The sequence below is a fragment of the Desulfopila aestuarii DSM 18488 genome (assembly GCF_900143695.1).
GTDB classification, from domain to species: domain Bacteria; phylum Desulfobacterota; class Desulfobulbia; order Desulfobulbales; family Desulfocapsaceae; genus Desulfopila; species Desulfopila aestuarii.
The window spans coordinates 340,685-361,329 of sequence record NZ_FRFE01000001.1; the positions used below are offsets into that span (position 1 = coordinate 340,685).

The window sequence follows — 20,645 nt, forward strand, 5'->3', positions numbered from 1 at the left end:
TCTCTTTAGGAAGCCATATCATGTTGTCGCGCCGGGGCGCGGAGGGTGTCATACACTGCCCTGCTGATCGAGTTCATGGTGTAGGGCTTGGGAACAAAGGCCGTCGCTCCCATTGTCAATGTCTCTCGAACATCGTCGTCTTCTGCATAACCGCTGGCAATTATCGCTTTTTGGCCAGGATTGATTGTCAGTATTTGTTGATAAATTTCCTTGCCATTGGGCTGGTTCGGGCCCATGAGCATATCCAGAACCACGAGGTCGGCAGGGTTTTTCTCAAGATAGCGCCAGGCCTCTTTGCCGGTGGATGCTGTCGTTACCTGGTAACCAAGCGAGCGGAGCAGGGTTGTGGCAATTTCGCGCTGACGGGGCTCATCGTCGATGACCAGAACCGTCTCACCGTTTCCTTTAAGGACCTGGAGGTGGTTTTTTCCCTTCAAGGGAACAGCATTGCTGGTGCCGGGAAACAGGAGTTCGAAGGTGGTGCCCAGTTCAGAGCTGGTGACCCTGGTGGCGCCGTCATGATCGCGGACGGTATTATAGACAACAGTCAGACCTAATCCTGTTCCGGATCGGCCCATCACCTTTTTTGAGTAAAATGGCTCGAAAATATGCTCAAGCTCCTTCTCCTCGATTCCCTTGCCGGTGTCGCTGACCGTGATCCGGATATAGCGTTTATCATTCGGTAAGCCGGGATGGGTGGTCTGTAAATCTGTGGTGTTGACATTTTCCGTGACAATCCTGATGCTGCCCTTGCCTTCGATTGCCTCAAACCCGTTGATAACCAGGTTCATAAGACATTTTCTGACGTGAATTGGTGAGCAGGAAAGAAACATGAGATCGGAAGCTGGTATAAAGCTATGTTCCACGAGGGGAAATCTCCGGCGCATATCTTCAAAATCGGGGGAATCGAGATAATCCTGGATAAGTACGTTCAGGTCGATAATCTCCAAGTCTCCACGACTGCCGCGGGCGACGGTCAACAGATCGGCCACAACCTCGGAGGCGTCCAGCCCCGCCTTGCGGATGATGGAAAGGGGGCGGCGCAAGGGGTTCTCTTCGGTCATGTCGAGCATGAGCAGCTCAGGATAACTGACGATGCCGGAGAGGATGTTGTTCAGGTCGTGGGCAACACCACCGGCCATAAGCCCGATGGCTTTCATTTTGTGATCACGGTTGAGCTGCTCTTCCATCCGTTGGCGCTCGGTAATATCGATGAGCAGTAAGCGGGCACCGATGCATCCGCTTGCATCGACGATTGGCGCAGATCGCAGCAGAACAGGGAATGCGTGATGATCCTTGTCGTGAAGAATGTCCTGGTACAGGGTTCCCTGTTCAAGATTCCTTCTAAACTGATCCTGTGCGCTCTGGCGGGTATCGGCTGGAAAGAAATCGAACAGGTTGCAGCCGTCGCTGTTTTCATGGCTGATCCCAAATCGCTTTCGTGCTTCGCTGTTGGCATAGCGGATACTGCCGTCGATATTGGTCTCCAGTACCATCTCCGGTAACAGATTGACCAGATCATGGAACCTGCGCTGGCTCTCGAGCAGGCTGTGGGTTCTTTCCCGAACCAGGCTTTCAAGGGTTCTTTTTCTGTTTGAAAGAAAGAGGATGAACAAGGTCAGCAGGAACAGCAGAAGGTAGAAGGCCAGCAAGTTCAAGAGGGGAAAAATGAGTTGCACATACTGAATCACCTGCATTTTGCCTATATGCAGATCTTTGTGGGTGATATCTTTGCTCAGCTCTTTGGTCCAGATCAAACCAGTCCTGCTCAAAAAGCCTGCAAGTCCCGTCATCTCGGGGCTTTGAAGGGTGATAAAATGGTCGTTTCCGGGTATCGAGACGCTGATGCTTTTGTAGTGCTGGGTCTCCATTGCCAGTCGCAGATAGTTTTCCACGCCTGCTGGATTGATTGCCCAAACATCATCGGCGATAATCCGGGCATGATTGGAAAGTGTTTTACGATCGAGCGTCTGCTGATATTTATAATAAGCCACTGCCGATACAGCGAAAAGCGTCGCGAAAACCAAGGAGATGATCACGAATTGTCTGTATCTGGCAAATAACGGCAATTGCATCTGGTTTCTTAGGTTATGCTGGGGAAATGGCGTAATACTGGCCGAACAAGGAGTTCCGGCCAATGGGTGAGAGAGAATAACCGTTGGTCTTTCCGGTTTTTCACGAAGTCAGTAGTTATTGTCATCAGTTATTGGCCTTTCCTGCATTCGCAAAGGTAACCGGAATTACCTGCATTATGTTCCTCATTCGATCCTGCTGCTAGTACGGCGAAGGTGTCGTTTTCCTGTATCGTCTTCATGGCGGTATCAATCTCTGCAAGGCGATTGGCCAGAGGAGATGCCTTACCGATCATCAAGTGTACTTTCACATTACCAAATGACACACCGGTATCAATGATTTGCTCACTCAGTCCAAGTTTATTTGCCAGGTGCGCCATGGAGCTCGGGAGGTCAATGAGTCCATCACCTCGCTGCATGGCGACGAAGTGAAGAACCTGTTCATCTGTCGGCAGCCAGGTGGTCTTCACCCCCTTGCTCTCAATATTTTTCTGATACCAGCCGTTGCCGATGTTTGATACCAGCGCGAGATCCATGACCGCGAGCTCATCGACGGTCTGAATACTTTTCATCTGTTCCAATTTTGGCTGACCCTTCCAGGTAAACAGATGTAAAGGGAAACAACAGAATGTGGTGGGGATGGGGGAAGCGTATTGCAGCCTTTCTTCGGTTATAATTGAGATGAAGCCATCCGCATTGCCCATCTTGACTTCATACTGGGCCCTTTGCCATGGTCTGATAAGGTAGCGTACCTGCCAGCCCAGCTTTTCGATAAAGAGTTCATCCAGCATCTTACGCCATGGTCCTCCGATTTCCTGTGCCTCACCTGAAATGGTGTAATACGGCGGCATAGGTTCAGTACTAAATGCAAGGGTGATTGTCGGGGGAGGGGTTGCCGGGGAGGAGAATGCCTTGCCGGGGAGGAGGACTATCAGCAATAAAATAATCGAGAACACCGTCTGAAGACGAAATATTCTACGGTAATATGCGTACATCTGTTTATATGTTAACTGAACATGATTCATGCGTCAAACCTATCGTCTTCCTACAGTCTACGCAAGGAATTTTACATGAATGTCAGTTCATGTTTTCATTATTCAAAATAGTAATGTCGTGGATGAGGACAACACGGAAGTTTGGCCCATTGCATGGGAAGCGGAAATTTTAAGGCTTAGAGAGCTCCAGCAATTTTGCTGAAAAGATCCGGGGAGCCCATCTGTCCACCTTTCAGCACAATCTGCAAGTCGTCAATTGCTGGATTATTTTTACAGTGAAGCTGACAGAGACATAGCCCTGGTTCGATGTCAGCCAGAAAGGAAAGGCTATCTACACCGAACCATTGAAGGGCGAGACTTGAGGTATCACCACCTGCGATGCAAAGTCGATCCAGCTCTCCTGATAAGGCTATTTTTGCTGCCAGTTTTGCTGTGAAGGAAGCCACATCCGTCCTGGTCAGGTGGTGCTCCATGGAACTTTCGACAACAGCCATAACATGATTACCGTCACTCAGTTGCTGAAGACTTGTTCTGGTAAGTTGACTGAGCAGATGTTCCCTGTTTTGTTCGATTTTGGCAGGATCAATTGATACCTTGAAAAAAAGGTCTTTGGCATTCTCGACCTGAATGGCAGTTGCCTGGGAACGGCTGCCAGCCAGAATGAAGACAGGTCTTTTGGGTGTTGAAGGAGTACGGGTGCTTGGAAACATGATCTGGTCTGTCATTGCGCTGCTATACGCTTCGGCGACACTGCTCGAGCCGACAACGAGGAGGGGTTTTGGCAACTGTTCCTGCATCAGTCGTCCAATCAACTTGAGGTCAGACGGATCATGGACGTCAAAGAGCAGTGCTGTATGAGCGGCGAGGAGCGATCGGACTTTTTCACGCACTGTTGCAAAATCATCCTGGTACGCAGGTAAATGGATGGCGTTTATCGATGTAACCCCTTGGGCCGTAAGTACATCTCTGAGATCGGCTTCATGCATGGGGGTCACGGGATGGTTGGCCATGGTCGGATGACGATCGATCCGGTGTATTTCACCATTTGTTGCGGCAGCAAACAAATTGCTGAAAACACAGTAACGACGAAGGCTTGGCTGACCTCCGATGATCATAACCTTTCCGTTCGGCAGTATTTGCCTGAAGGTGTTGATGGCCGTGCCGATACTCCCGATTTCGGGACTGCTGTCAAAGGTCGAGCAGACTTTGTAATGGATAAGGTCAGGACTCAGCGAGGCAAAAGCCTTAGCAATCTTTGTCAGCTCTAAGGTAATGGCAGCTGGCGGGAGTGAGCGGGTGGCTGTGGCAATACCGATTGCATCAAGTTCATGCTGTTCAGGACAATTAAGCACTGCGTCCGGCGAGAGAAAAAGCCGGCAGTTCAAACCGGCACGGCTTAGCGTCGCCAGGGTATCTGACGCGCCGGTAAAATCGTCTCCACAAAAAAGATAAGGCGTCTTTGGGCTCATGCTGGTCCGGCTCCAGGCGCCACAGGCGAAGGCGAGTTCTTCTCTCCAAAAAACGAGAGGGCTTTGGCGAGCTCCGGGCGTGTCGCCCCGTACTCTTCCACACTCATGCCAGCGCATAAGGCTTCCCAGCCCTGACGAAGGCTTGCAACACCGGCAGCGGGTCCGTCCGGATGGGCAAGGATGCCGCCTCCGGCGAGAAAGAGGAAGTCTGAGCTCTGGTGCAGGGCTTCGTAAGTCGTGGCGATGTTGCCTGCCCACTGACCGGAGGAAAACACCGGCATGACCTTGTCTGTTTCAGGTCCATTCGTTGTTAATGGCTTCAGGCATTGCAGGCCGGATGCCGCAACCTCGTCTGCCGGGTTGCAGAATTTTCCCCCGATTCCATGTACATGCAGGTGGTCGAGGCCGCAAAGCCTGTAGAGGGTTTGATAGGCGTGGTAGCCAAAACCGAGTAGAGGATGCCTGCTCATTGAACCAAAGCCGTTGCGGTGACCGTGGATAATCAGGTCTGTCGAAGCACGGAGGCTTTGCAGGGCGGCAAGGCCGCACCAGTTGAGGCTGGCCATGACACAGTTGCCTCCTTCGGCCTGAACAAGCTCAGCATGGCGCCGCATGGCGTCGGTTTCATCGCTGATGTTAAAAGCGATCAAAATATTGCGACCGGTTTTTTCTCGAAAATCCCTCACCCTGGCCATAACCGCCTTAACCCGTGCCGCAAGGGGCGCATGGTCGGGGCTGGCGCACACTTCATCATCTTTTATGAAATCAGCTCCGGCGTCACACAGGGTTGCCACCAGATCTCCGGTCTGTTCAGGGCTCATACCGAGATTTGGTTTTATGATCGTGCCGAACAGTGGCCGGTCATACACCCCCAGCACCTCACGTGTACCAGCCACACCTTTAACCGGCATGGCAAAATGGCTGCGGAAAGAGGCTGGTAGATAGACAGCCTCCAGGCGCAGGCCGCTCACTTCACCAATATCAAAAAGATTGCCGCCAACGGTTGCGGCCAAGGCCGTCAGGTTGGTGCCGACATTGGCCTGCGGAAAACCAATGGTGACCCTGGCCCGCTGAAAGGGTCCGTTCAGACCCTTTCTCTGCAGGTATTGGCTTTCCAGCGAAGGGTCTGTGACTATATCAAGCAGTTCGATCTCCATGACTGTCGCTGCAGCCCGGGATCTGAGTTCATCGGTTTCACCGGCTACCCTGGTGAAGGTACCGCAACTCTGCTCGCCGGCCATAACAGCCGCCACTTTCTCAATGGGGAGCGGGGTTTCGACCAGGTATTCAGCAATGATCTGTTCTGTAGGCATAACTGTTACCCACGTACCTTCAGAGTAGTGAGATCCGGAAACGGCCGGATCGGGTCGGTACCGTCCCAACCCACTGCCGATTCGCGGATAATGCGAAACAACTCGCCTTTTGGTCCCATAACCTCCGAGAGTTCAATGACGGTGCCGGGGTGGTATTCCTTGTCAAAATAGACAAACCGTCCGTTCTCTCCCACCTCTCCGCGCATTTTCACGACATAGCCCATCTCGAGCATCTGCTTGAGGTCGGCATCGAAGGTGTTGGTCCAGAAGGCAACATGCTGCAGTCCGCTACCCTGGAGACTTTTGAAATCTTTGTACATGGATGGGGTGGTATCCCGAGTCTGAATCAGTTCGACCTGAACATTGCCGGAATTGGCCAGGGCAACCGAGTTATGCACTTGATATGGTTCGTCGCAGTAGCGGTAATTTTTGATCGGAACTCTTGGGTTATAGTACCAGGGGCCCACTCCCATGACATCGGTCCAATATTTCATTGCCGCTTCGATATCGTCGACGACATAGCCGAGCTGGCGTATTTCTCCTAAAAATCTGCTCATAATATCTCACTTCATCATATAGTTTGGCAGCCAGGTTGATAACGACGGTACCAACGTGACCAGTAGTAGCGACAACAGGAGGGAGACCAAAAACGGCAAAACTCCCCGGATAACTTTCGGCAGTGGTATGCCGGCGATAATGCTGACCATGTAGAGACTCATGCCAACAGGCGGGGTCAGCAGACCGATCATCAGGTTCAGCACGAAGACAATGCCAAGCTGGATGGGATCGACACCGGCATGGGCAAGGGCCGGCGTAACAATCGGGGCAATGATCAGGATGGCGGCAATGGATTCCAGGACCATACCGGCAACAAGAAGGAGGCCGTTGACGATCAGCAGCAGTACCACCGGATTGTCTGATACGCCTAGGAGGAACTCGCTGACCGCTACCGGAACCCGATCAATGGTCAACACCCAGGCAAAGAGTGCCGCCGTGGAGAAGATAAAGAGGACGCTGGCAGTGGCCTCGACCGTTTCTCTGGCCGAGCTGACCAAACCTTTCCAGGTGAGTTTTCGATAGAAGAGCTTACCAATCAGTACCGCGTAGATGACTGTGACCCCTGCCACTTCCGTGGGACCGAAGAGACCACTGACCAGCCCGCCGATAAGCAGTACCGGGGCAAACAATGCTGGCAGGGAAATAATGAATTTCCGGACGATCACCTTCAATGAAGGAGTGGTGGTGTCACGGGGAAGCTGATAGATCCTGGCCATAATGGCGATCTGCCCGACCAGCATCACTGTGATGATAAGGGCCGGGATGATCCCGGCCAGCAGCAGTTTCACTGCCGACACCTGGGCTGCGGCAGCGAAAATGATGATCGGGATTGAGGGGGGAAATATAGGGCCGATGGTGGCTGCTGCCATGGTGATGCCGGCTGCGAATTCATCCTTGTAGCCCTGAGCACGCATCATCCTGATCTGCATGTTGCCAAGCGCACCGATGTCGGCCAGGGCTGCTCCTGAAATTCCTGAAAAAACGAGACTTACTAAAACCGTCACCTGGGCGATCCCGCCTCGGATCCGGCCGACAAATAGGCGGATCAGTTCAAAGATATGCTCAGTGACCCCTGAAGCGTTCAGGATGTTTGCCGCAAGAATAAAGAGTGGTACGGCCAGAAGCGGAGTAGAGTCGAGGGCGTTGATCGAGCGCTGGGCCAACACCGAGACCGGCAGGTCGTTCAGGAGAATGACAACCGCCGATGAAAGTCCCATTGAGACGGCAATAGGAGCGCCCATGAGCAGCGTGAGGAAAAAGAGAACCAGCAGTAGCAGACTCATGAGATGTTCCCCCGATGCAGAGATGAATCCATGGTTCCGGTATCGCCGAAACCAATCTGGCACACCAGCCGAAGGACAGTTACCAGGGTGCAGACAATAAGACCCACCAGCGGCGGTGCATAAAAAAGCCAGTTCGGCATGCCGATGGCCGGGGTGGCGAAATGGGCTGCGCGTTGAAGAAAGGTCGCGAAACTGAGCAGCAAAAGGCCGCAAAAGAGCAGAACACTCATTTCATTGATAGCGGTGAGAACCTTGGCTGGCAAACCACTCAGGCGGCTGCTGAAGACATCAACAGCAATATGCCGCCCATGATACTGTAGCAGGGGAATGGTGAAATAGACTGTTGCAAGTCCGGTGAAACGGGCTAGTTCGTCCGCCCACGGCAGTCCCAGGTTGAACAGGTTGCGGCTGACAACCTGTAAACCTATGAGGAAAGTCATCACCACCAATGAAACCATCGCGATGATGAGCATAGACCTGCTGAGGCCGGACAGCAGCCTGTCGCAGAATTCAAGAAAGGCGGGGCGGACGGATGATTGCATGATGTAGCTCTACTTGATATCGTTGATCTGCTTATACAGGTCGCCATATTCAGAAGAAAAACGTTCTTCAACCAGCTTCTTGACGTTTGACCGAAAAGCTTCCACGTCAAGACCATCTTCCGGGCCGATGATGGTCATGCCGGCTTTTTTCAGTTCGGCCAGTTCCGTTGTTTCCTGATCCTTGACTGCGGCAGATGCTTTGGCCCGAACCTCTTCAGCAGCCTTTTTGATACCTTCCTGCTGCTCAGGGCTCAGCTTCTGCCAGGTGTCTTCATTGATCACAATAACCTGCGCAGCCATTATATGACTGGTCAGCATCATATGGGACTGCACATCATACAGCTTGTTGGTGAGTACAACATTGACCGGGTTTTCCTGGCCGGATACGACACCGGTGGCGAGAGCCGTGGGGACTTCAGACCAGTCGACCGGAACTGCTACAGCGCCCAGACCTTCAACGGCAGTGGTATAGATCGGAAACGGGATGGAGCGGATTTTTACCCCGGCAAGATCCGCAGGGCCCTTCACCGCTTTGTTAGCGGTTAACTGCCGGGTACCAAAATAGTAGGTATAGAGCACCCGGACACCAGCACTTTTGATAATTCCATCATTGATTGACTGCATGACCGGGGAGTTGATGTCGGTTACCTTCATCAGGTGGTCAAGATCTCGGTACAGGTATGGAGTATCAAGGGCGGCAAAGGGTTTGTAGAGAGAACCGAAACCGCCGGCGGTGTTATGGGAAAGGGCGATGGCACCAGTGGAAACCGCCTCGGCCAGTTCCTGCAGCTTGCCCAGCTGGGATGATGGATAGACCACTACTTTCACTTCACCATTGGTGTTTTTTGCAATGGCTTCGGCCAGCCAATCGGCCTGTTGGCCGGCAACGCTTGACGGCGCGTTCATGTGGCCATAGCGAAGTTCCAGGCTCTTGGCCTGCGTATTAAGAGCGGTTGCGGCGATAAACGTCAGGCAGACAACCGCAGAATACAGTGCCGACCGAGTGTGTTGAATCACCTTTCCGGAGTAGTTGTAACGCTGAAGTGTGTGCAGGAATTTCATGGCCGCCTCCATTTTTGATTGAATTTGATGGTATTTGATTGGACAATCAACTATTGAATATCTAATTTTCTTGTCATTGTCAAAATATTTCTTTATTTTAATTATTGATGTATTTTGATGTACATATAGGTGATGAAGTCGGAATACATCTTCACCCACTGGCTGATTTATGGCATAGTGGTCCGGTTTAATACGTTTTTTTGATTTCCGTAGAGCAGGAAAGCAGGGAGGTACAGGTATCAATTCGCAAAACAGCAAACGACCACGCCCGGGTATTGTTGAAGTCGCAGCTGCGGCGCAGGTTTCCACGGCAACAGTCGACAGAGTTTTAAACAACAGGGGAGGGGTTCGTGAGGCGACCGTGAGGAGGGTGCTGAAGGCCGCCGAAGAACTTGGATACATTTTCACATCACAAACGCCAGCGGTCCCTGGTGTGTCCCGTAAACTTGTTTTTTTACTGCCGGAAGGAACAAATCCATATCTTGAGCAACTGGCGGGACTTATCCGTTCAGCAGAGAGCGTTCCCCCACCTTTTCAGACACGTTGTGACTGCCAACTGGTCAAAGGATTTGATCCGTCAGCCCTGGCAGAGGCAATTCGGAGCAATGAGACAAAATATGATGGCATTGCGGTGATGGGACTGGAACATCCGGTGGTGCGTGAAACGATCAATGAGGTAAGCAGAAAAGGTACCCCGATTGTCACCATTATTTCCGACGTCAGTCATTGTGAGCGCACCGCTTTTGTCGGACTTGACAATCGCGCGGTTGGCCGGACTGCTGCTTTTCTACTGGGCAGGTTCTGCGGGCGCAGGGAGGGCGAAGTTGCCCTTATCGCCGGCAGCTTGAGTTATCTCGCCCATAACGAACGCGAGATGGGTTTCCTCAGCCTTATGCAGGAATCCTACCGGGGGCTTAAAATTATCGGGGTGCGGGAAGGTCATGATGATTTCGTTGAGAACTACCAGTTAACCGTATCGCTTTTGCAGCAGCATCCGGACCTGGTGGGCATCTATAATATTGGCGGATCTTCAGGCGGAGTGGCAAGCGCCCTACGGGAAGCGGGAAAGGCGGATTCCATTGTCTTTATTGGTCATGGACTGAGCGACGACACACGGTCCTTACTCATCGACGGGACGATGGATGTGTTGATCAGTCAGAATCCGCTAACCATCGTTCAAAATGTCTGTCATATCTTTTCCAACATCCATAATGGGTTGAGCCCGACGGAGCGTATCCCGGATATAGCAATGCGCATAATCTGCAGAGAAAACCTGCCGTAACGAGGAGACGGGATATCGAGACAGCTACTACCGAATGGGGTGCTACGTATATCTTGACCAAACCTTATCCTGTGAGGTTTTACCTCCTATCCATTTGCTGCAGTCTAATGACGAGGGTTCGGGTTTCCATTGCGTGATGTCCTTTCCCTGGGTCACCTTTTCAAGAAAGAATCTTGTTATCTATACGGGAACAGGATAAGATTTCAACACCTGTCAGCCTGAAGCCGAGTTGATACAGCCACGGCTTCTTCAAGTATGAAAAAACGATTTCCCTGACCGAAGAGGCGACCATGAGCGAAAAAGTGTATTTCATTGAAGCGGCTGAAAACGAAGATGATTCGAGCTTGTGCTGGCGAATGGAGGTGGCAATCCAGGCAGAACATTTACTTGATTCCATAGTTGAAAGGGATGTGGTAGCCGTTAAGACTCATTTCGGAGAATCGAAAAAGCTTGGTTACGCCCGGCCACTCCACCTGAAAATGCTTGGAGATGCTGTTAAGAGCAAGGGTGGGGTTCCCTTTCTGACTGAAACCTCGACGCTGTATAAAGGCCACAGAAGCGACGCTATCAGCCATATTGCCCATGCCCATAGTCAGGGGTTTGACTACAGCTCCACCGGCATGCCCATCATTATGGCTGACGGACTGTTCGGCGATGAGGAATCGGTGGTACCAATAGAGGGAAAAGTCTACAGCGCTGTCCATATTGCCGCCCTGCTTGCCAAATGTAATAGTTTAATCGTAGTTTCCCATTTTACCGGCCATTTAGCCGCTGGCTTTGGTGCGGCTTTGAAAAACATCGGTATGGGTTGTGCAAGCCGTAAAGGGAAAATGGAGCAGCACTCTAACGCCAAGCCAAAAATCGTGGTCAAGAAATGCACAGGCTGTGAGACCTGCGTTAAATGGTGCCCACAAGATGCCATTACTATGAATGATGAGGTGGCCGTGATCGACGATGCAAAATGTATCGGTTGCGGGGAGTGTTTGGCTATGTGCCGTTTTGATGCGGTGAAATTTAACTGGGGTGCAACCTATGAAGAGTTGCAGAAAAAGGTGGTGGAACATGCTATGGGAGTCTGCTCTCTTTTTCCAGAGAAAGGTCTCTATATCAATGTCCTGACCCGGATATCAAAAGATTGCGATTGTATGGGCCACACTTTCGAACAGATCGTTCCGGATATTGGCATTCTCATTTCCCGTGATCCGGTGGCTTTGGATGCTGCTTCCCTTGACTTGGTGGAGAAAAGGGCAGGTAAGGTCTTGTCACAGTTGGCGTATGATATCCCCTACCGGTTTCAGCTTGATTATGCGGCGGAACTGGGATTTGGCAGTCTTGAGTACGACCTGATCAAGTGTTGATGGTGTTGTAGTTTTGAAACGGAAACTTGCCGTTGCACATGAATTTGCAACTATTCAAATTGATAAGGAGAAAATATCATGGCCAAGGCGCTTATCGTTTATTCGAGTCGATCCGGAGAAACCAGAAGCATTGGTGAGCTGATCGGGGAGGGTTTGCGCTTCTCTGCAGTTGACGTTACTCTTCGAGATGTGGTTGAAATCAGACGGGAAACGGAGCTGGCCGGTTTTGACATCTATGTGTTCGGCTCATCGACCTATCATGGGGAAATGATGGACCGGATGAAAACCTTTCTCTTCCTGGCCGAACGGGCGGAACTCAAAGGGAAAATAGGTGGAGCTTTTGGCTCCTATGGCTGGAGCGGCGAGGCGGCTGAACGGATCTTTGATACCATGAAAAACATCTACCAAATGGAGATGGCCAACGGTCCGCTGATGCTGAAAACAAGCTCGGTGGATGGCGGCATCAAGGTGGCGCAGGCCTATGGGAAGGAACTGGCTGCCAAACTATAATAATGAAAGAAAACCCAGATAATTAAGGCGTAAGAATCATATGTCATAGAGAAGGGTAATCGTTGCTCAACCCTTTTTCACATAATATCGGGGTAGTGTGTATGCATACACTGCGGACAGATGGAGTGTGAAAAGCGTATATTCTGTTCTTCTGAGAAGTAGGCTTCAACTCTCTGCCACTCCCCGCTTTTGTTGTGTATTTTATTACAGTAGCAGCATATTCTGAGAAAATCGTTTGCAGAGAAGTACTGTTCTCGTTTTTTTTCAGTATGAGCTATTCGTGTGAGATTTATTCCGACTCCGAGAACTCGAGCGGTCTCTTCGATATTGCCATAGGGAATATCGTGTACCTGATACATATTACCTCGCAGCGTGTCCTGCCACTGCCATACCCGCTCTTTGTTGTCTGAAAAAACGTCCATAGCTGGGCACGGATTACAGGGTTCATTAGATTTTCTCAGGATGGAATAACAACGGGTAAACTGATCTGGTATTCCGAACTCCTTACGGAAGGCGTGGTTCACGTAAGAAAGCGTATAATCTTTGGTGAGAAGGTAGATGAAGACCGGGAGATGCTCGAGTATTTGGAGATTGTCTTCTTGGTTGTTGAGAGGGATAGCAGGATTTGCCGTAGGTGATGTTGCCCGACAAGTGAAGGCTGGACTGCAGGTATTTTGAAGAGCATGCTTTTTTACCAGATTCCTCATGTCGTCACCTCATAGAGTGTTCATTGGACGAGACTACCATTGTCTTTTAAACGCATGAGGACGACCATGGTTACATGAGCAGCCCTTTTATTTGCATGCAGAAAAATCAGGGTACCGTTCACTTTTTCTGTAACTTTCTACATGCATAAACGTGTCTATCTGCAGAGCCTATGTTGCAATAGTCTATTTATTGGACATGAGGCTAAAAGCTGGGCAAGGCCCATGAGAATAATGATCTGAACAGCTGGCAACATTTAATATCGAATGTTGCAGCCGGGCAGTATTGTTCTATTAGTGTGTCAGGCGAAGTGGTGTGTTGATGACTATCTCAACCCAGTCAAAACAGACAATGTCAAGAGAACATGAATCTCTTCAAGGATTTCTATACAAGCCAGAAAGACAGGCTTTTCGGCTACATCCTCAAGCGAACGGGCAATCCGTCTCTTGCTGCAGATCTTGCCCAGGAGTCTTTTGTGAAATATATCGGGGCGTATGGGCAGTCGAGTCCGACTACCTCACTTCTGTATACCATCTGTCGTAACCTTATCATCGATCACTTCAGAAAGCAGAGACCCGAAGATCCTCTCGAGGATCATCATCAGTTGGCGGGAATGAATCAAGAGGAAAAGGTTATCCTGCGTGAAGAGACCAGGCAGGTGCTGCAGGCAATTGACCAGCTGGATGTGGTGGATGCAAAACTGCTTCGTCTTGTTGCGGGGAGTAATCTTTCCTACAAAGAGATCAGCAGGATCACCCATCTCAGCGAATCAAATATCAAAGTCAGAATTCACAGGGCGAGAATACAGTTGAAAAACATTTTAGGTAACCGGCCATGAACGATCATCTTATCAGTCTCTTTATCGATAATGAGTTGACACTGCACGAAAAAATTGATTTCATCGAGGCAGTGGCCGATAATAAACAGTTTTCTGATACAGCGCGGGACCTGCTCCGGCAGGAACTCACCCTGGGTACGGCATTGGCCGATCTGCATTCTGTTTCCAATGTAATACAGCCGCAACCCGAGCGTGTGAAGAGGCGCTGGCTGCTTAGGCCCGCTTCGTTTGTCGGTGGATTTGTTCTGGCCTGCTGTCTTGCGGCACTTTTTCCGTTTGTTCGATATCCAACGGTACCGGCTGTTTCGGGGGATGAGACATATCGTTTTGTACTGTATCTGCCGGATGCCGGAGAGGCCAGCGTTATTGGGACATTTTCCAACTGGTCTCCCATCCCCATGGAGAAAGTAGGGAATAGTGGCTACTGGACACTGAAGATGCAACTTCCGCCGGGTGAGTATCGTTACAGCTATCTGATTGAGCAGCATACCAGGATCTATGATCCAACTGTTTTAGACCGTGAAACTGACGATTATGGAGGCGAGAACTCCATCTTGAATATTGCCGGTCTCATCAATGATGACCAGACCAGCAGTTGAACCGGAGTATGGGTAGATTTCTCGCATTTTTCCTCTACGATGTTGAGACTCTTACCAACCGTTACGAAACTGGTGCACAGACCTCCTTCGATCCTTTTACAGGTGAAGCAATTCTCCCTGCTTTTTCTCTGCCTTCTGCCCGCATTGAGCAGCTGTGTGTCCCCTCGTGTTCTCCAGAATTCTCAAGTCCCTTCGACATTGACGCTGTTCCAGCCGACTGCCCGTCAAGTGACTTTCCATTCATCGCTGAACGGATTTATGGCAGAGCCGGCTATGCTTACACCAGACGGCTCCTGGCAGATTTCTTTGCCTGGCAACGAATCGTTTCGATATTTTTATATGATAGACGGGAAAAAATTTCTCCCAGATTGCCTGCTTCGGGAAAATGATGATTTCGGTGGCGAGAACTGCATTTATTCACCTGAATTGTAACCTTATTTTCTTTGATCCGTTTAATAAAGCAACACGCCAACCATTTACCCCGGCGCAGCTGGGATATGGTGTTGAACAAGACGTTTCGCTGGTAATTTAACGGGAAGGTTTGGACAAAAAGAGAGGGGAAGAGTTGGTTTTCGATTTCAAACCGACAAACGAGGAGAGTATGAAAGGTCTTTGTCTTTCAGTTGTTTTAGGATTTTTTCTCATACAGGGGACCGCTCTGGCCGTAACGGGGAGTGGTGGGAACGCTGGTTCCCCAACGACTACCGAACGATTTCTCGGCGAGAGTATTGCTTCCGGCGAGCTGACGCAGCTCAAATCAGCCATGCAACGTTCAGGATTCACAGAAGATGAGGTTTCGCGGATTCACGCTGGCCTCAGTGAAGCGGTCAGTCATGGGGTACCTTCGGGGCCACTAATGGGGAAGATCAACGAAGGCATCGTCAAAGGCGCATCTGCAGAGCAGATAATACGGGCCGTGACTATGGTGGGTGAAAGATACACTCGGGCTGGGCAGTATCTGCAGGAACTTGGATTACAAAAAAATGGTGGAGGCGCTGTCCTGGAGCTACTGGTCAATGCTCAGTCTGCCGGGATGGCTCCAGAGGATCTGGGTAGGGTTATTTCACTACTGCGTGATGAAACACGCCGCAACAACGACCGAACCCGTGATGATCGACTCATCTGGGAAACGCTGGTCTTTACCCAGGAGCTCAGAAGGCTTGGTGTCAATTCAAAGTTGATTGCCGATATGGCCTCAAGCTTGTTGGTAAAAGGGGCCGATAGCGTTGATTTTGGCAATATGACAGCCAATTTCAGAAAAACAGGTGATCGACGCCTGGTTGGAGAACAAGCGAACTTCTTGTTTGGTAAAATTGAGGCTGGTGCGGATATTGTCGAGGTGCGAAAATCTGTGCAGACCGGAATGAACGGCCGGGTGGAGCAGATAACGAAGCCGGAGTCGGATACGGGTGCTGGTAAGGGAGGGCAGCAGGGGCAGGATAACGGCGGCGGCCAACAGAATAGTGGGCAGAATAGCGGGGGAGGCGAAGTCAGTGGAAGCGGTGGCGGCGGAGGTAATGGCGGTGGCGGTGGATCAGCTGGCGGAGACAGTGGAGGTCAAGGTCAGAAAGGCAAATAAGTTGCAACTGCCGTTGTACTTTCTGCCAACCTTCTGATCAGGCTACCGCTTCTTTTTTCTCAAGAGACAAACTCTCAGGTAGATTCTTCCAGGTTGCGAAGACGAACCTGCAGATCTTTTTCCAGCTGTACTGCCACCCGGGCCATTGCCTCGGATTCGCGGATGGGGCCGGAGTTATTCCAGCCCACTCTGAAGGCGGTCTCTTTCTTTTCCCTGAACTCAGCCACTGAGTTAACGAAATGTTTGTAGCACAGCAGTTTCTGGAGGATGTGCCTCTCCTCGGAGCTGAGGTCTCTGTCTGTATCTATTTCGGTATTGTCGGCTAGGCGAATGATCATATCCGTTGTTACAGCTCCCGGCAGGTGGTGCAGTATAGGCAAGGGTTTCAAGTTGTCCTTCATGTTAACCATAGATGGTGTCTGTCGTCAAATTCCTCTTTGGGACAAATAGCGAACCATGAACACAGAACATTTCATCTTTCGCTGTTTATCCAGGGCAAAAAAGTTGGAAGGACCTGTCTCTACGATGGTGCCGAATGCATCCTTGTTGCTCTACTCTTCGTATGCTAAAGTACTCAGGATCTATGTGAATGTTTCTGTCCTGGACTGTCAGGCAACAGGTTATAAACTGTATGCAGGGATAACGGATGTGCCTGGTTCAACAAAGCGGGGAGAGCTGGATTGTGGAACTATCTCGATTAAGATACGCGTTGTATGGCTGCACTTTCACAATTTTGCTGGCAACTGCTCTTTTCTCTGGTGGTTGCACGGCCCTAAAGAGAGCTGAAGACCGGGAAGCGAAAATGGCCGAGCAGAATCAGGTGCTGCAAAGCAAAGTGGACAACCTGCAGGCTCGGCTTGAACTGCAGAATGTGGTAACGGCCAGGCTGCAGATGGAATTGGTCCAGAAAAAGGAAGAGATTGCCCGCCTGCGCGCGGCCGGTCTGGGATTAGCCAAGGGGATTGCCAGTAATACCATCCGCACTCCGGCTGCAAACACCAGGGTGGAAACAGTAGCCTACCTGGCCGAAGTCACAACGGAAATAGAGACGGCACGGGAGAGAAGCAGACCGGAGGATCAGGAACTTTTTGCCGAAGCAGACAGATTCATGACCCAGAGTAACCGTGAACTGGAAAGTGATCGCTATGAGCAGGCCACTTTGTTGGCAGCACAGGCGTTGGAGCTGATTAGCAGGCAGCGTTTCAACGATGAGGGTGAGGCAAAGATCGTACCGGAAACCTACAACGATTTCATCGCCCCGCTTGACTTGAAAGTTGCCAAAATGAGCAATATCAGAAAGGCCCCTGGCAAGAGAGGGAAACTGGTCACGACGGTTGAGCCGGGGACAAGCGTTACCGCTATTGGCCATAAAGGGTACTGGATCAAGGTTTCACTGCAGGACGGCAGGGGCGGATGGATATATTACTCCCTGCTTTCTATTCCCCAAAAGCTGCAATGATGGGTTTTCCATAGTGCATTCACTTGCGAGTGCACCTCATGCCTGATTCAGGACCTCTCCTGTTTCCATAATGGTTGGGATACACACCCGGTTCCGCCCTTCCGATTTTGCCCGATAGAGAGCTTCGTCTACTCTGGCGATCAGGCTGTTCACTGTTTCGTCGCTTGGGTGTATGGCGCTGGCCCCGACACTGATGGTTATCCGCAATTCATGCCCATTCCAGGAAAATACGTGCCGCTCCACGGCTCGCCGGATACGCTCTGCGCTCTGTACTGCCTGGGCCTGATCTGCGGTATCGAGGATAACCACGAACTCTTCTCCGCCATAACGTCCTGCGGTATCGAGGGTTCGAAGGATGGTGCCAAGAATACTGGCTATCTCTACCAGTATACTGTCGCCAGCCTGATGGCCGTAGGTGTCGTTCACCTTTTTGAAAAAGTCGATATCAAGCATCAGCAGGGAGAAGCTGGTGCCATGCCGATAAAATCCTTCCAATTGCAACTCAAGGCTGGTCATGATTTGCTTGCGGTTAGCAAGACCGGTGAGTGGGTCAGTGGTTGCCAGTTCCTCAAGCCGGGTCTGGTTTTCCTGCAGTCGCTCGACCATCTCGTTGAACATGGTGGTGACTAACCCGAGTTCATCTTTTCTACGCACCGGTACCGAGACCTGCAGATCACCGCCAGCCACCTGCTGCACACCTTTGATCAATTCCTTGAGGGGGAAAATGATTTGACGGGCGATGATGACTGCTGTCCCGCCGATAACAACGGAGAGCAGCGCAGTGATCAGCAGAATTTGGTTGCGTGCCTCCATGATCGTGGCATAGACGTCATCCCTGTTTTTCTCCATGAGAAGATACCAGGGAAGCTCGGTAAAGGAAAAACCCATGCCCAGAACGGCGACCTGCTTCCTGTTCACATATTCATGGAGAATGCCTGGCTGTTGAAAAAGTTTCAGGGCTTCTTCCGTTACGATATCGGCGGTGTCAGCGGAACCGGTCGGAGTGCTGCTGAAGATGATTCTACCGTCTTTTTCAAGGAGTGTGACGGCGCTGCCATTCTGAATTCTGCGGTCTGGAAGCGAACCGGTGACCAGGCTCCGTATTGTGTCGAGATGGGCTTCCAGCACAAAAAAGCCGATAACCGCGTTCTCAGTGCTTTCAATCAGTGGAATACCAATCAACACCAGCGGGCCGCCCTCCGGGTCGGTGAGAAAATAGTTGCCGATGAAATACTGGTTGTGTTGTACCTGCTCCTGCCAGTTGTCCGGCAACATTACAAATTTTTCCTGCAGCACAGGGCTGGAGGATGCAAGAACTTTTCCTCCCGCATCCAACACGGCAAGGGTTTGATAATTCTGAAATTTGGTGATAATGATCCCGAGATAGGTACTGATCTTTTTTAGGGCCTCTTCCGTTTTTTCTGATGGCCCGGTGGTGCTGGTTTTTTCACGCTGATAGATCCCCAGGTTTTCCGGAACCACGAAAGAGTTGGAGAATACCCGCAGGTCGTAGTTGCGTTCCTTGAACCAGAGCCCTATTTCGCGCTCGATGATATCCGCCGAACCGGTGAGTTGCTGTTCAATCTTGGCGGTGGTGGTCTTTCGGGATATGTCATACCAGAACCAGCCCATACCAATGGACGGAACGAGGGTAACGAGAATGGAAAAGAAGAGAATCCTATTCCGGATCGAACCTGGTCGCTGCCAACTGTTGTCTATGTTCATAGCGTGAGTCGGTGAAGCCGGTTTTTCTGGTAATGTATTTTCCGGTGGTGTGGTCAAGCTGTGAAATGTACCAGTCCGACAGGCAGGTAACGGGTTTCCGAGACATTGGCGGATAACACTGTCTGCCTGACAATGTAAAATACCGGTAACCTTCTCAAGTTGTAGCAGATTGCTGTAGGGAACTCAAGGGAGGGGGAAAATATCGGGGCCGGCAAGATGCACCAGCCCCGTTTTGATGGGCATCAGTTACCGGCAGGGTCAGCCGGAACAGGAGGAACTGCCGGCAGGGCCGATTGCGCCGGAACAGCCTCTGCTGCTGATGTCTCGGTTGCGGCCGCAGCTGTTGGTTCTGGCTCCGCTTCCGGTTGTATCACAAGAAGTGCATCACGATTGTATTTCTTGAGCTGTTCGACACTTGCTTTGCTGACCACAAAAAGCAATTCCTTGTCCGAACGCTTTACGGCAAAGGTGTTGTCGTCTTTTTGGGCAAAGGCATACTCCAGATTCGTGTCGTTTACAGTGTGCACGGTGAACTTCAGTTCCGGTTTTTCAATGGCGATCTTGCTGCTCTCCTGCGGATCGATGACCGAGGTGATTGTCAGGCCGGTAATGGCGTTGGCCAGTTCGCCTGCAACCGTAACGTCGAGATTCTCGCCATCTTTTTCCGCCAGCCGCCAGGTGGAGGGAGAATCCTTCTTTTCCACCTTTTTCCGGATGAGTGAGAAATCAGCATACTCGATACCGGCCAGGTCCTTGTCGCTCACCTGTAGCAACGTCTTGTCCAGCCATTTGTCGCTATCGGTCTCCAATTCATAGGTGGACAGGTTCACGGCGACGATGTCGTCGCTACCCGCATTCCTGGCGTGGACCTGGCGGAAGGCCGGTGAGGTGCCGATAAAGAGGTCACCGGCCACGGTATCGTTGCGGTGCACCACCAGATGGCGTACAAAGCTATCTTCACTTACCTGGAACCGTTTGGCGGCTTCCCTGGAGCTGGCAACCACAAAGCCCTGTTTCAGTGCCACGAGCTTATCGATCAGGGTGGTCGCCTGCTTTTGATCAGCGGGCAGGTCGAAGGTTTCCGGCAGAATCCAGGCGCCGTTTCTTTTCTCCAGTATCACTTTTTCATCTTTATCTCCGATAATCGTAAGACCGGTGACTTCTTCACCTTTCACCGCGAGAAAAGGTGTCTCCGGCGAGGTGCTCATATCCTTCCGGTTGGTGATCTGGCTGAAGGCCACGAGTCCCAGCTGAACCAGCAGCAGGATGGCCGCCGCAATAGTTATTTTTTTCATC

At 51.0% G+C, this 20,645-nt stretch carries 19 protein-coding genes; 8 read left to right on the forward strand and 11 right to left on the reverse strand.

Annotated features, from left to right (window positions below):
* Window positions 1–5: 5 nt before the first annotated feature.
* The 8 genes from BUF15_RS01415 to BUF15_RS01450 form a co-directional block, all read right to left on the reverse strand.
* Entirely contained in the window at window positions 6–2,075 is a 2,070-nt protein-coding gene (locus BUF15_RS01415) for a hybrid sensor histidine kinase/response regulator (RefSeq protein ID WP_073611638.1), read from the reverse strand.
* 128 nt (window positions 2,076–2,203) lie between these two features.
* Window positions 2,204–3,097, reverse strand: coding sequence for a type 2 periplasmic-binding domain-containing protein (locus tag BUF15_RS01420; protein WP_143170595.1), 894 nt, complete (start codon window positions 3,095–3,097; stop codon window positions 2,204–2,206).
* 146 nt (window positions 3,098–3,243) lie between these two features.
* Window positions 3,244–4,536, reverse strand: coding sequence for a four-carbon acid sugar kinase family protein (locus BUF15_RS01425; RefSeq protein ID WP_073611640.1), 1,293 nt, complete (start codon window positions 4,534–4,536; stop codon window positions 3,244–3,246).
* Window positions 4,533–5,849, reverse strand: coding sequence for a RuBisCO large subunit C-terminal-like domain-containing protein (locus tag BUF15_RS01430; protein WP_073611641.1), 1,317 nt, complete (start codon window positions 5,847–5,849; stop codon window positions 4,533–4,535). The genes BUF15_RS01425 and BUF15_RS01430 overlap by 4 nt, the downstream gene beginning before the upstream one ends.
* Window positions 5,850–5,854: 5 nt before the next feature.
* A complete protein-coding gene (locus BUF15_RS01435; RefSeq protein ID WP_073611642.1) occupies window positions 5,855–6,406 on the reverse strand; it encodes a VOC family protein in 552 nt (183 codons plus the stop codon).
* Window positions 6,407–6,412: 6 nt separating this feature from the next.
* Window positions 6,413–7,690 (reverse strand): TRAP transporter large permease, encoded by a 1,278-nt coding sequence (locus BUF15_RS01440; RefSeq protein ID WP_073611643.1) that lies wholly within the window; start codon window positions 7,688–7,690, stop codon window positions 6,413–6,415.
* Window positions 7,687–8,232 carry a TRAP transporter small permease gene (locus BUF15_RS01445; protein WP_073611644.1) on the reverse strand — a complete coding sequence of 182 codons (546 nt, stop codon included), beginning with the start codon at window positions 8,230–8,232 and terminating at the stop codon, window positions 7,687–7,689. Before BUF15_RS01445 ends, BUF15_RS01440 begins: the two co-directional genes overlap by 4 nt.
* A gap of 9 nt (window positions 8,233–8,241) precedes the next feature.
* A complete protein-coding gene (locus BUF15_RS01450) occupies window positions 8,242–9,294 on the reverse strand; it encodes a TRAP transporter substrate-binding protein (RefSeq protein ID WP_084553326.1) in 1,053 nt (350 codons plus the stop codon).
* Between the two features lie 274 nt (window positions 9,295–9,568).
* Here BUF15_RS01450 and BUF15_RS01455 point away from each other — a divergent pair, with 274 nt between their 5' ends.
* The 7 genes from BUF15_RS01455 to BUF15_RS01490 all read left to right on the forward strand — a co-directional run bounded on the left by BUF15_RS01455 (window position 9,569) and on the right by BUF15_RS01490 (window position 16,165).
* Complete coding sequence (locus tag BUF15_RS01455) at window positions 9,569–10,576, forward strand: LacI family DNA-binding transcriptional regulator (protein ID WP_268753148.1); 1,008 nt, start codon at window positions 9,569–9,571, stop codon at window positions 10,574–10,576.
* Between the two features lie 290 nt (window positions 10,577–10,866).
* The gene (locus BUF15_RS01460) at window positions 10,867–11,934 is read left to right on the forward strand and encodes a DUF362 domain-containing protein (RefSeq protein WP_073611646.1); all 1,068 of its coding nucleotides are present in this window, start codon (window positions 10,867–10,869) and stop codon (window positions 11,932–11,934) included.
* Window positions 11,935–12,012: 78 nt separating this feature from the next.
* Window positions 12,013–12,444, forward strand: coding sequence for a flavodoxin domain-containing protein (locus tag BUF15_RS01465; RefSeq protein WP_073611647.1), 432 nt, complete (start codon window positions 12,013–12,015; stop codon window positions 12,442–12,444).
* Window positions 12,445–13,513: 1,069 nt separating this feature from the next.
* The gene (locus tag BUF15_RS01475) at window positions 13,514–13,987 is read left to right on the forward strand and encodes an RNA polymerase sigma factor (RefSeq protein ID WP_073611649.1); all 474 of its coding nucleotides are present in this window, start codon (window positions 13,514–13,516) and stop codon (window positions 13,985–13,987) included.
* Entirely contained in the window at window positions 13,984–14,586 is a 603-nt protein-coding gene (locus tag BUF15_RS01480; RefSeq protein WP_073611650.1) for a glycogen-binding domain-containing protein, read from the forward strand. Before BUF15_RS01475 ends, BUF15_RS01480 begins: the two co-directional genes overlap by 4 nt.
* An 8-nt stretch (window positions 14,587–14,594) precedes the next feature.
* Window positions 14,595–14,975 carry a hypothetical protein gene (locus BUF15_RS01485; protein WP_073611651.1) on the forward strand — a complete coding sequence of 127 codons (381 nt, stop codon included), beginning with the start codon at window positions 14,595–14,597 and terminating at the stop codon, window positions 14,973–14,975.
* A gap of 212 nt (window positions 14,976–15,187) precedes the next feature.
* The gene (locus tag BUF15_RS01490; protein WP_073611652.1) at window positions 15,188–16,165 is read left to right on the forward strand and encodes a hypothetical protein; all 978 of its coding nucleotides are present in this window, start codon (window positions 15,188–15,190) and stop codon (window positions 16,163–16,165) included.
* 74 nt (window positions 16,166–16,239) lie between these two features.
* On the opposite strand, the gene BUF15_RS01495 is transcribed toward BUF15_RS01490, so the two are convergent.
* Window positions 16,240–16,575: a hypothetical protein gene (locus BUF15_RS01495; protein WP_234981075.1), complete on the reverse strand. Its 336-nt coding sequence runs from the start codon at window positions 16,573–16,575 to the stop codon at window positions 16,240–16,242.
* A 392-nt stretch (window positions 16,576–16,967) separates the two neighbouring features.
* On the opposite strand from BUF15_RS01495, the gene BUF15_RS01500 reads away from it, so the two are divergent.
* Window positions 16,968–17,624, forward strand: coding sequence for an SH3 domain-containing protein (locus BUF15_RS01500; protein WP_073611653.1), 657 nt, complete (start codon window positions 16,968–16,970; stop codon window positions 17,622–17,624).
* Between the two features lie 36 nt (window positions 17,625–17,660).
* On the opposite strand, the gene BUF15_RS01505 is transcribed toward BUF15_RS01500, so the two are convergent.
* Window positions 17,661–19,349, reverse strand: coding sequence for a sensor domain-containing diguanylate cyclase (locus tag BUF15_RS01505; RefSeq protein ID WP_073611654.1), 1,689 nt, complete (start codon window positions 19,347–19,349; stop codon window positions 17,661–17,663).
* 242 nt (window positions 19,350–19,591) lie between these two features.
* Complete coding sequence (locus tag BUF15_RS01510; protein WP_073611655.1) at window positions 19,592–20,644, reverse strand: DUF4340 domain-containing protein; 1,053 nt, start codon at window positions 20,642–20,644, stop codon at window positions 19,592–19,594.
* Between the last annotated feature and the right edge of the window lies 1 nt (window position 20,645).

Coding starts and splice junctions, on each gene's coding strand:
- BUF15_RS01415 (WP_073611638.1), bottom strand. CDS start 2,075: ATGCAATTGCCGTTATTTGCCAGATACAGACAATTCGTGATCATCTCC.
- BUF15_RS01420 (WP_143170595.1), bottom strand. CDS start 3,097: ATGAATCATGTTCAGTTAACATATAAACAGATGTACGCATATTACCGT.
- BUF15_RS01425 (WP_073611640.1), bottom strand. CDS start 4,536: ATGAGCCCAAAGACGCCTTATCTTTTTTGTGGAGACGATTTTACCGGC.
- BUF15_RS01430 (WP_073611641.1), bottom strand. CDS start 5,849: ATGCCTACAGAACAGATCATTGCTGAATACCTGGTCGAAACCCCGCTC.
- BUF15_RS01435 (WP_073611642.1), bottom strand. CDS start 6,406: ATGAGCAGATTTTTAGGAGAAATACGCCAGCTCGGCTATGTCGTCGAC.
- BUF15_RS01440 (WP_073611643.1), bottom strand. CDS start 7,690: ATGAGTCTGCTACTGCTGGTTCTCTTTTTCCTCACGCTGCTCATGGGC.
- BUF15_RS01445 (WP_073611644.1), bottom strand. CDS start 8,232: ATGCAATCATCCGTCCGCCCCGCCTTTCTTGAATTCTGCGACAGGCTG.
- BUF15_RS01450 (WP_084553326.1), bottom strand. CDS start 9,294: ATGAAATTCCTGCACACACTTCAGCGTTACAACTACTCCGGAAAGGTG.
- BUF15_RS01460 (WP_073611646.1), top strand. CDS start 10,867: ATGAGCGAAAAAGTGTATTTCATTGAAGCGGCTGAAAACGAAGATGAT.
- BUF15_RS01465 (WP_073611647.1), top strand. CDS start 12,013: ATGGCCAAGGCGCTTATCGTTTATTCGAGTCGATCCGGAGAAACCAGA.
- BUF15_RS01475 (WP_073611649.1), top strand. CDS start 13,514: ATGAATCTCTTCAAGGATTTCTATACAAGCCAGAAAGACAGGCTTTTC.
- BUF15_RS01480 (WP_073611650.1), top strand. CDS start 13,984: ATGAACGATCATCTTATCAGTCTCTTTATCGATAATGAGTTGACACTG.
- BUF15_RS01485 (WP_073611651.1), top strand. CDS start 14,595: ATGGGTAGATTTCTCGCATTTTTCCTCTACGATGTTGAGACTCTTACC.
- BUF15_RS01490 (WP_073611652.1), top strand. CDS start 15,188: ATGAAAGGTCTTTGTCTTTCAGTTGTTTTAGGATTTTTTCTCATACAG.
- BUF15_RS01495 (WP_234981075.1), bottom strand. CDS start 16,575: ATGGTTAACATGAAGGACAACTTGAAACCCTTGCCTATACTGCACCAC.
- BUF15_RS01500 (WP_073611653.1), top strand. CDS start 16,968: ATGGCCGAGCAGAATCAGGTGCTGCAAAGCAAAGTGGACAACCTGCAG.
- BUF15_RS01505 (WP_073611654.1), bottom strand. CDS start 19,349: ATGAACATAGACAACAGTTGGCAGCGACCAGGTTCGATCCGGAATAGG.
- BUF15_RS01510 (WP_073611655.1), bottom strand. CDS start 20,644: ATGAAAAAAATAACTATTGCGGCGGCCATCCTGCTGCTGGTTCAGCTG.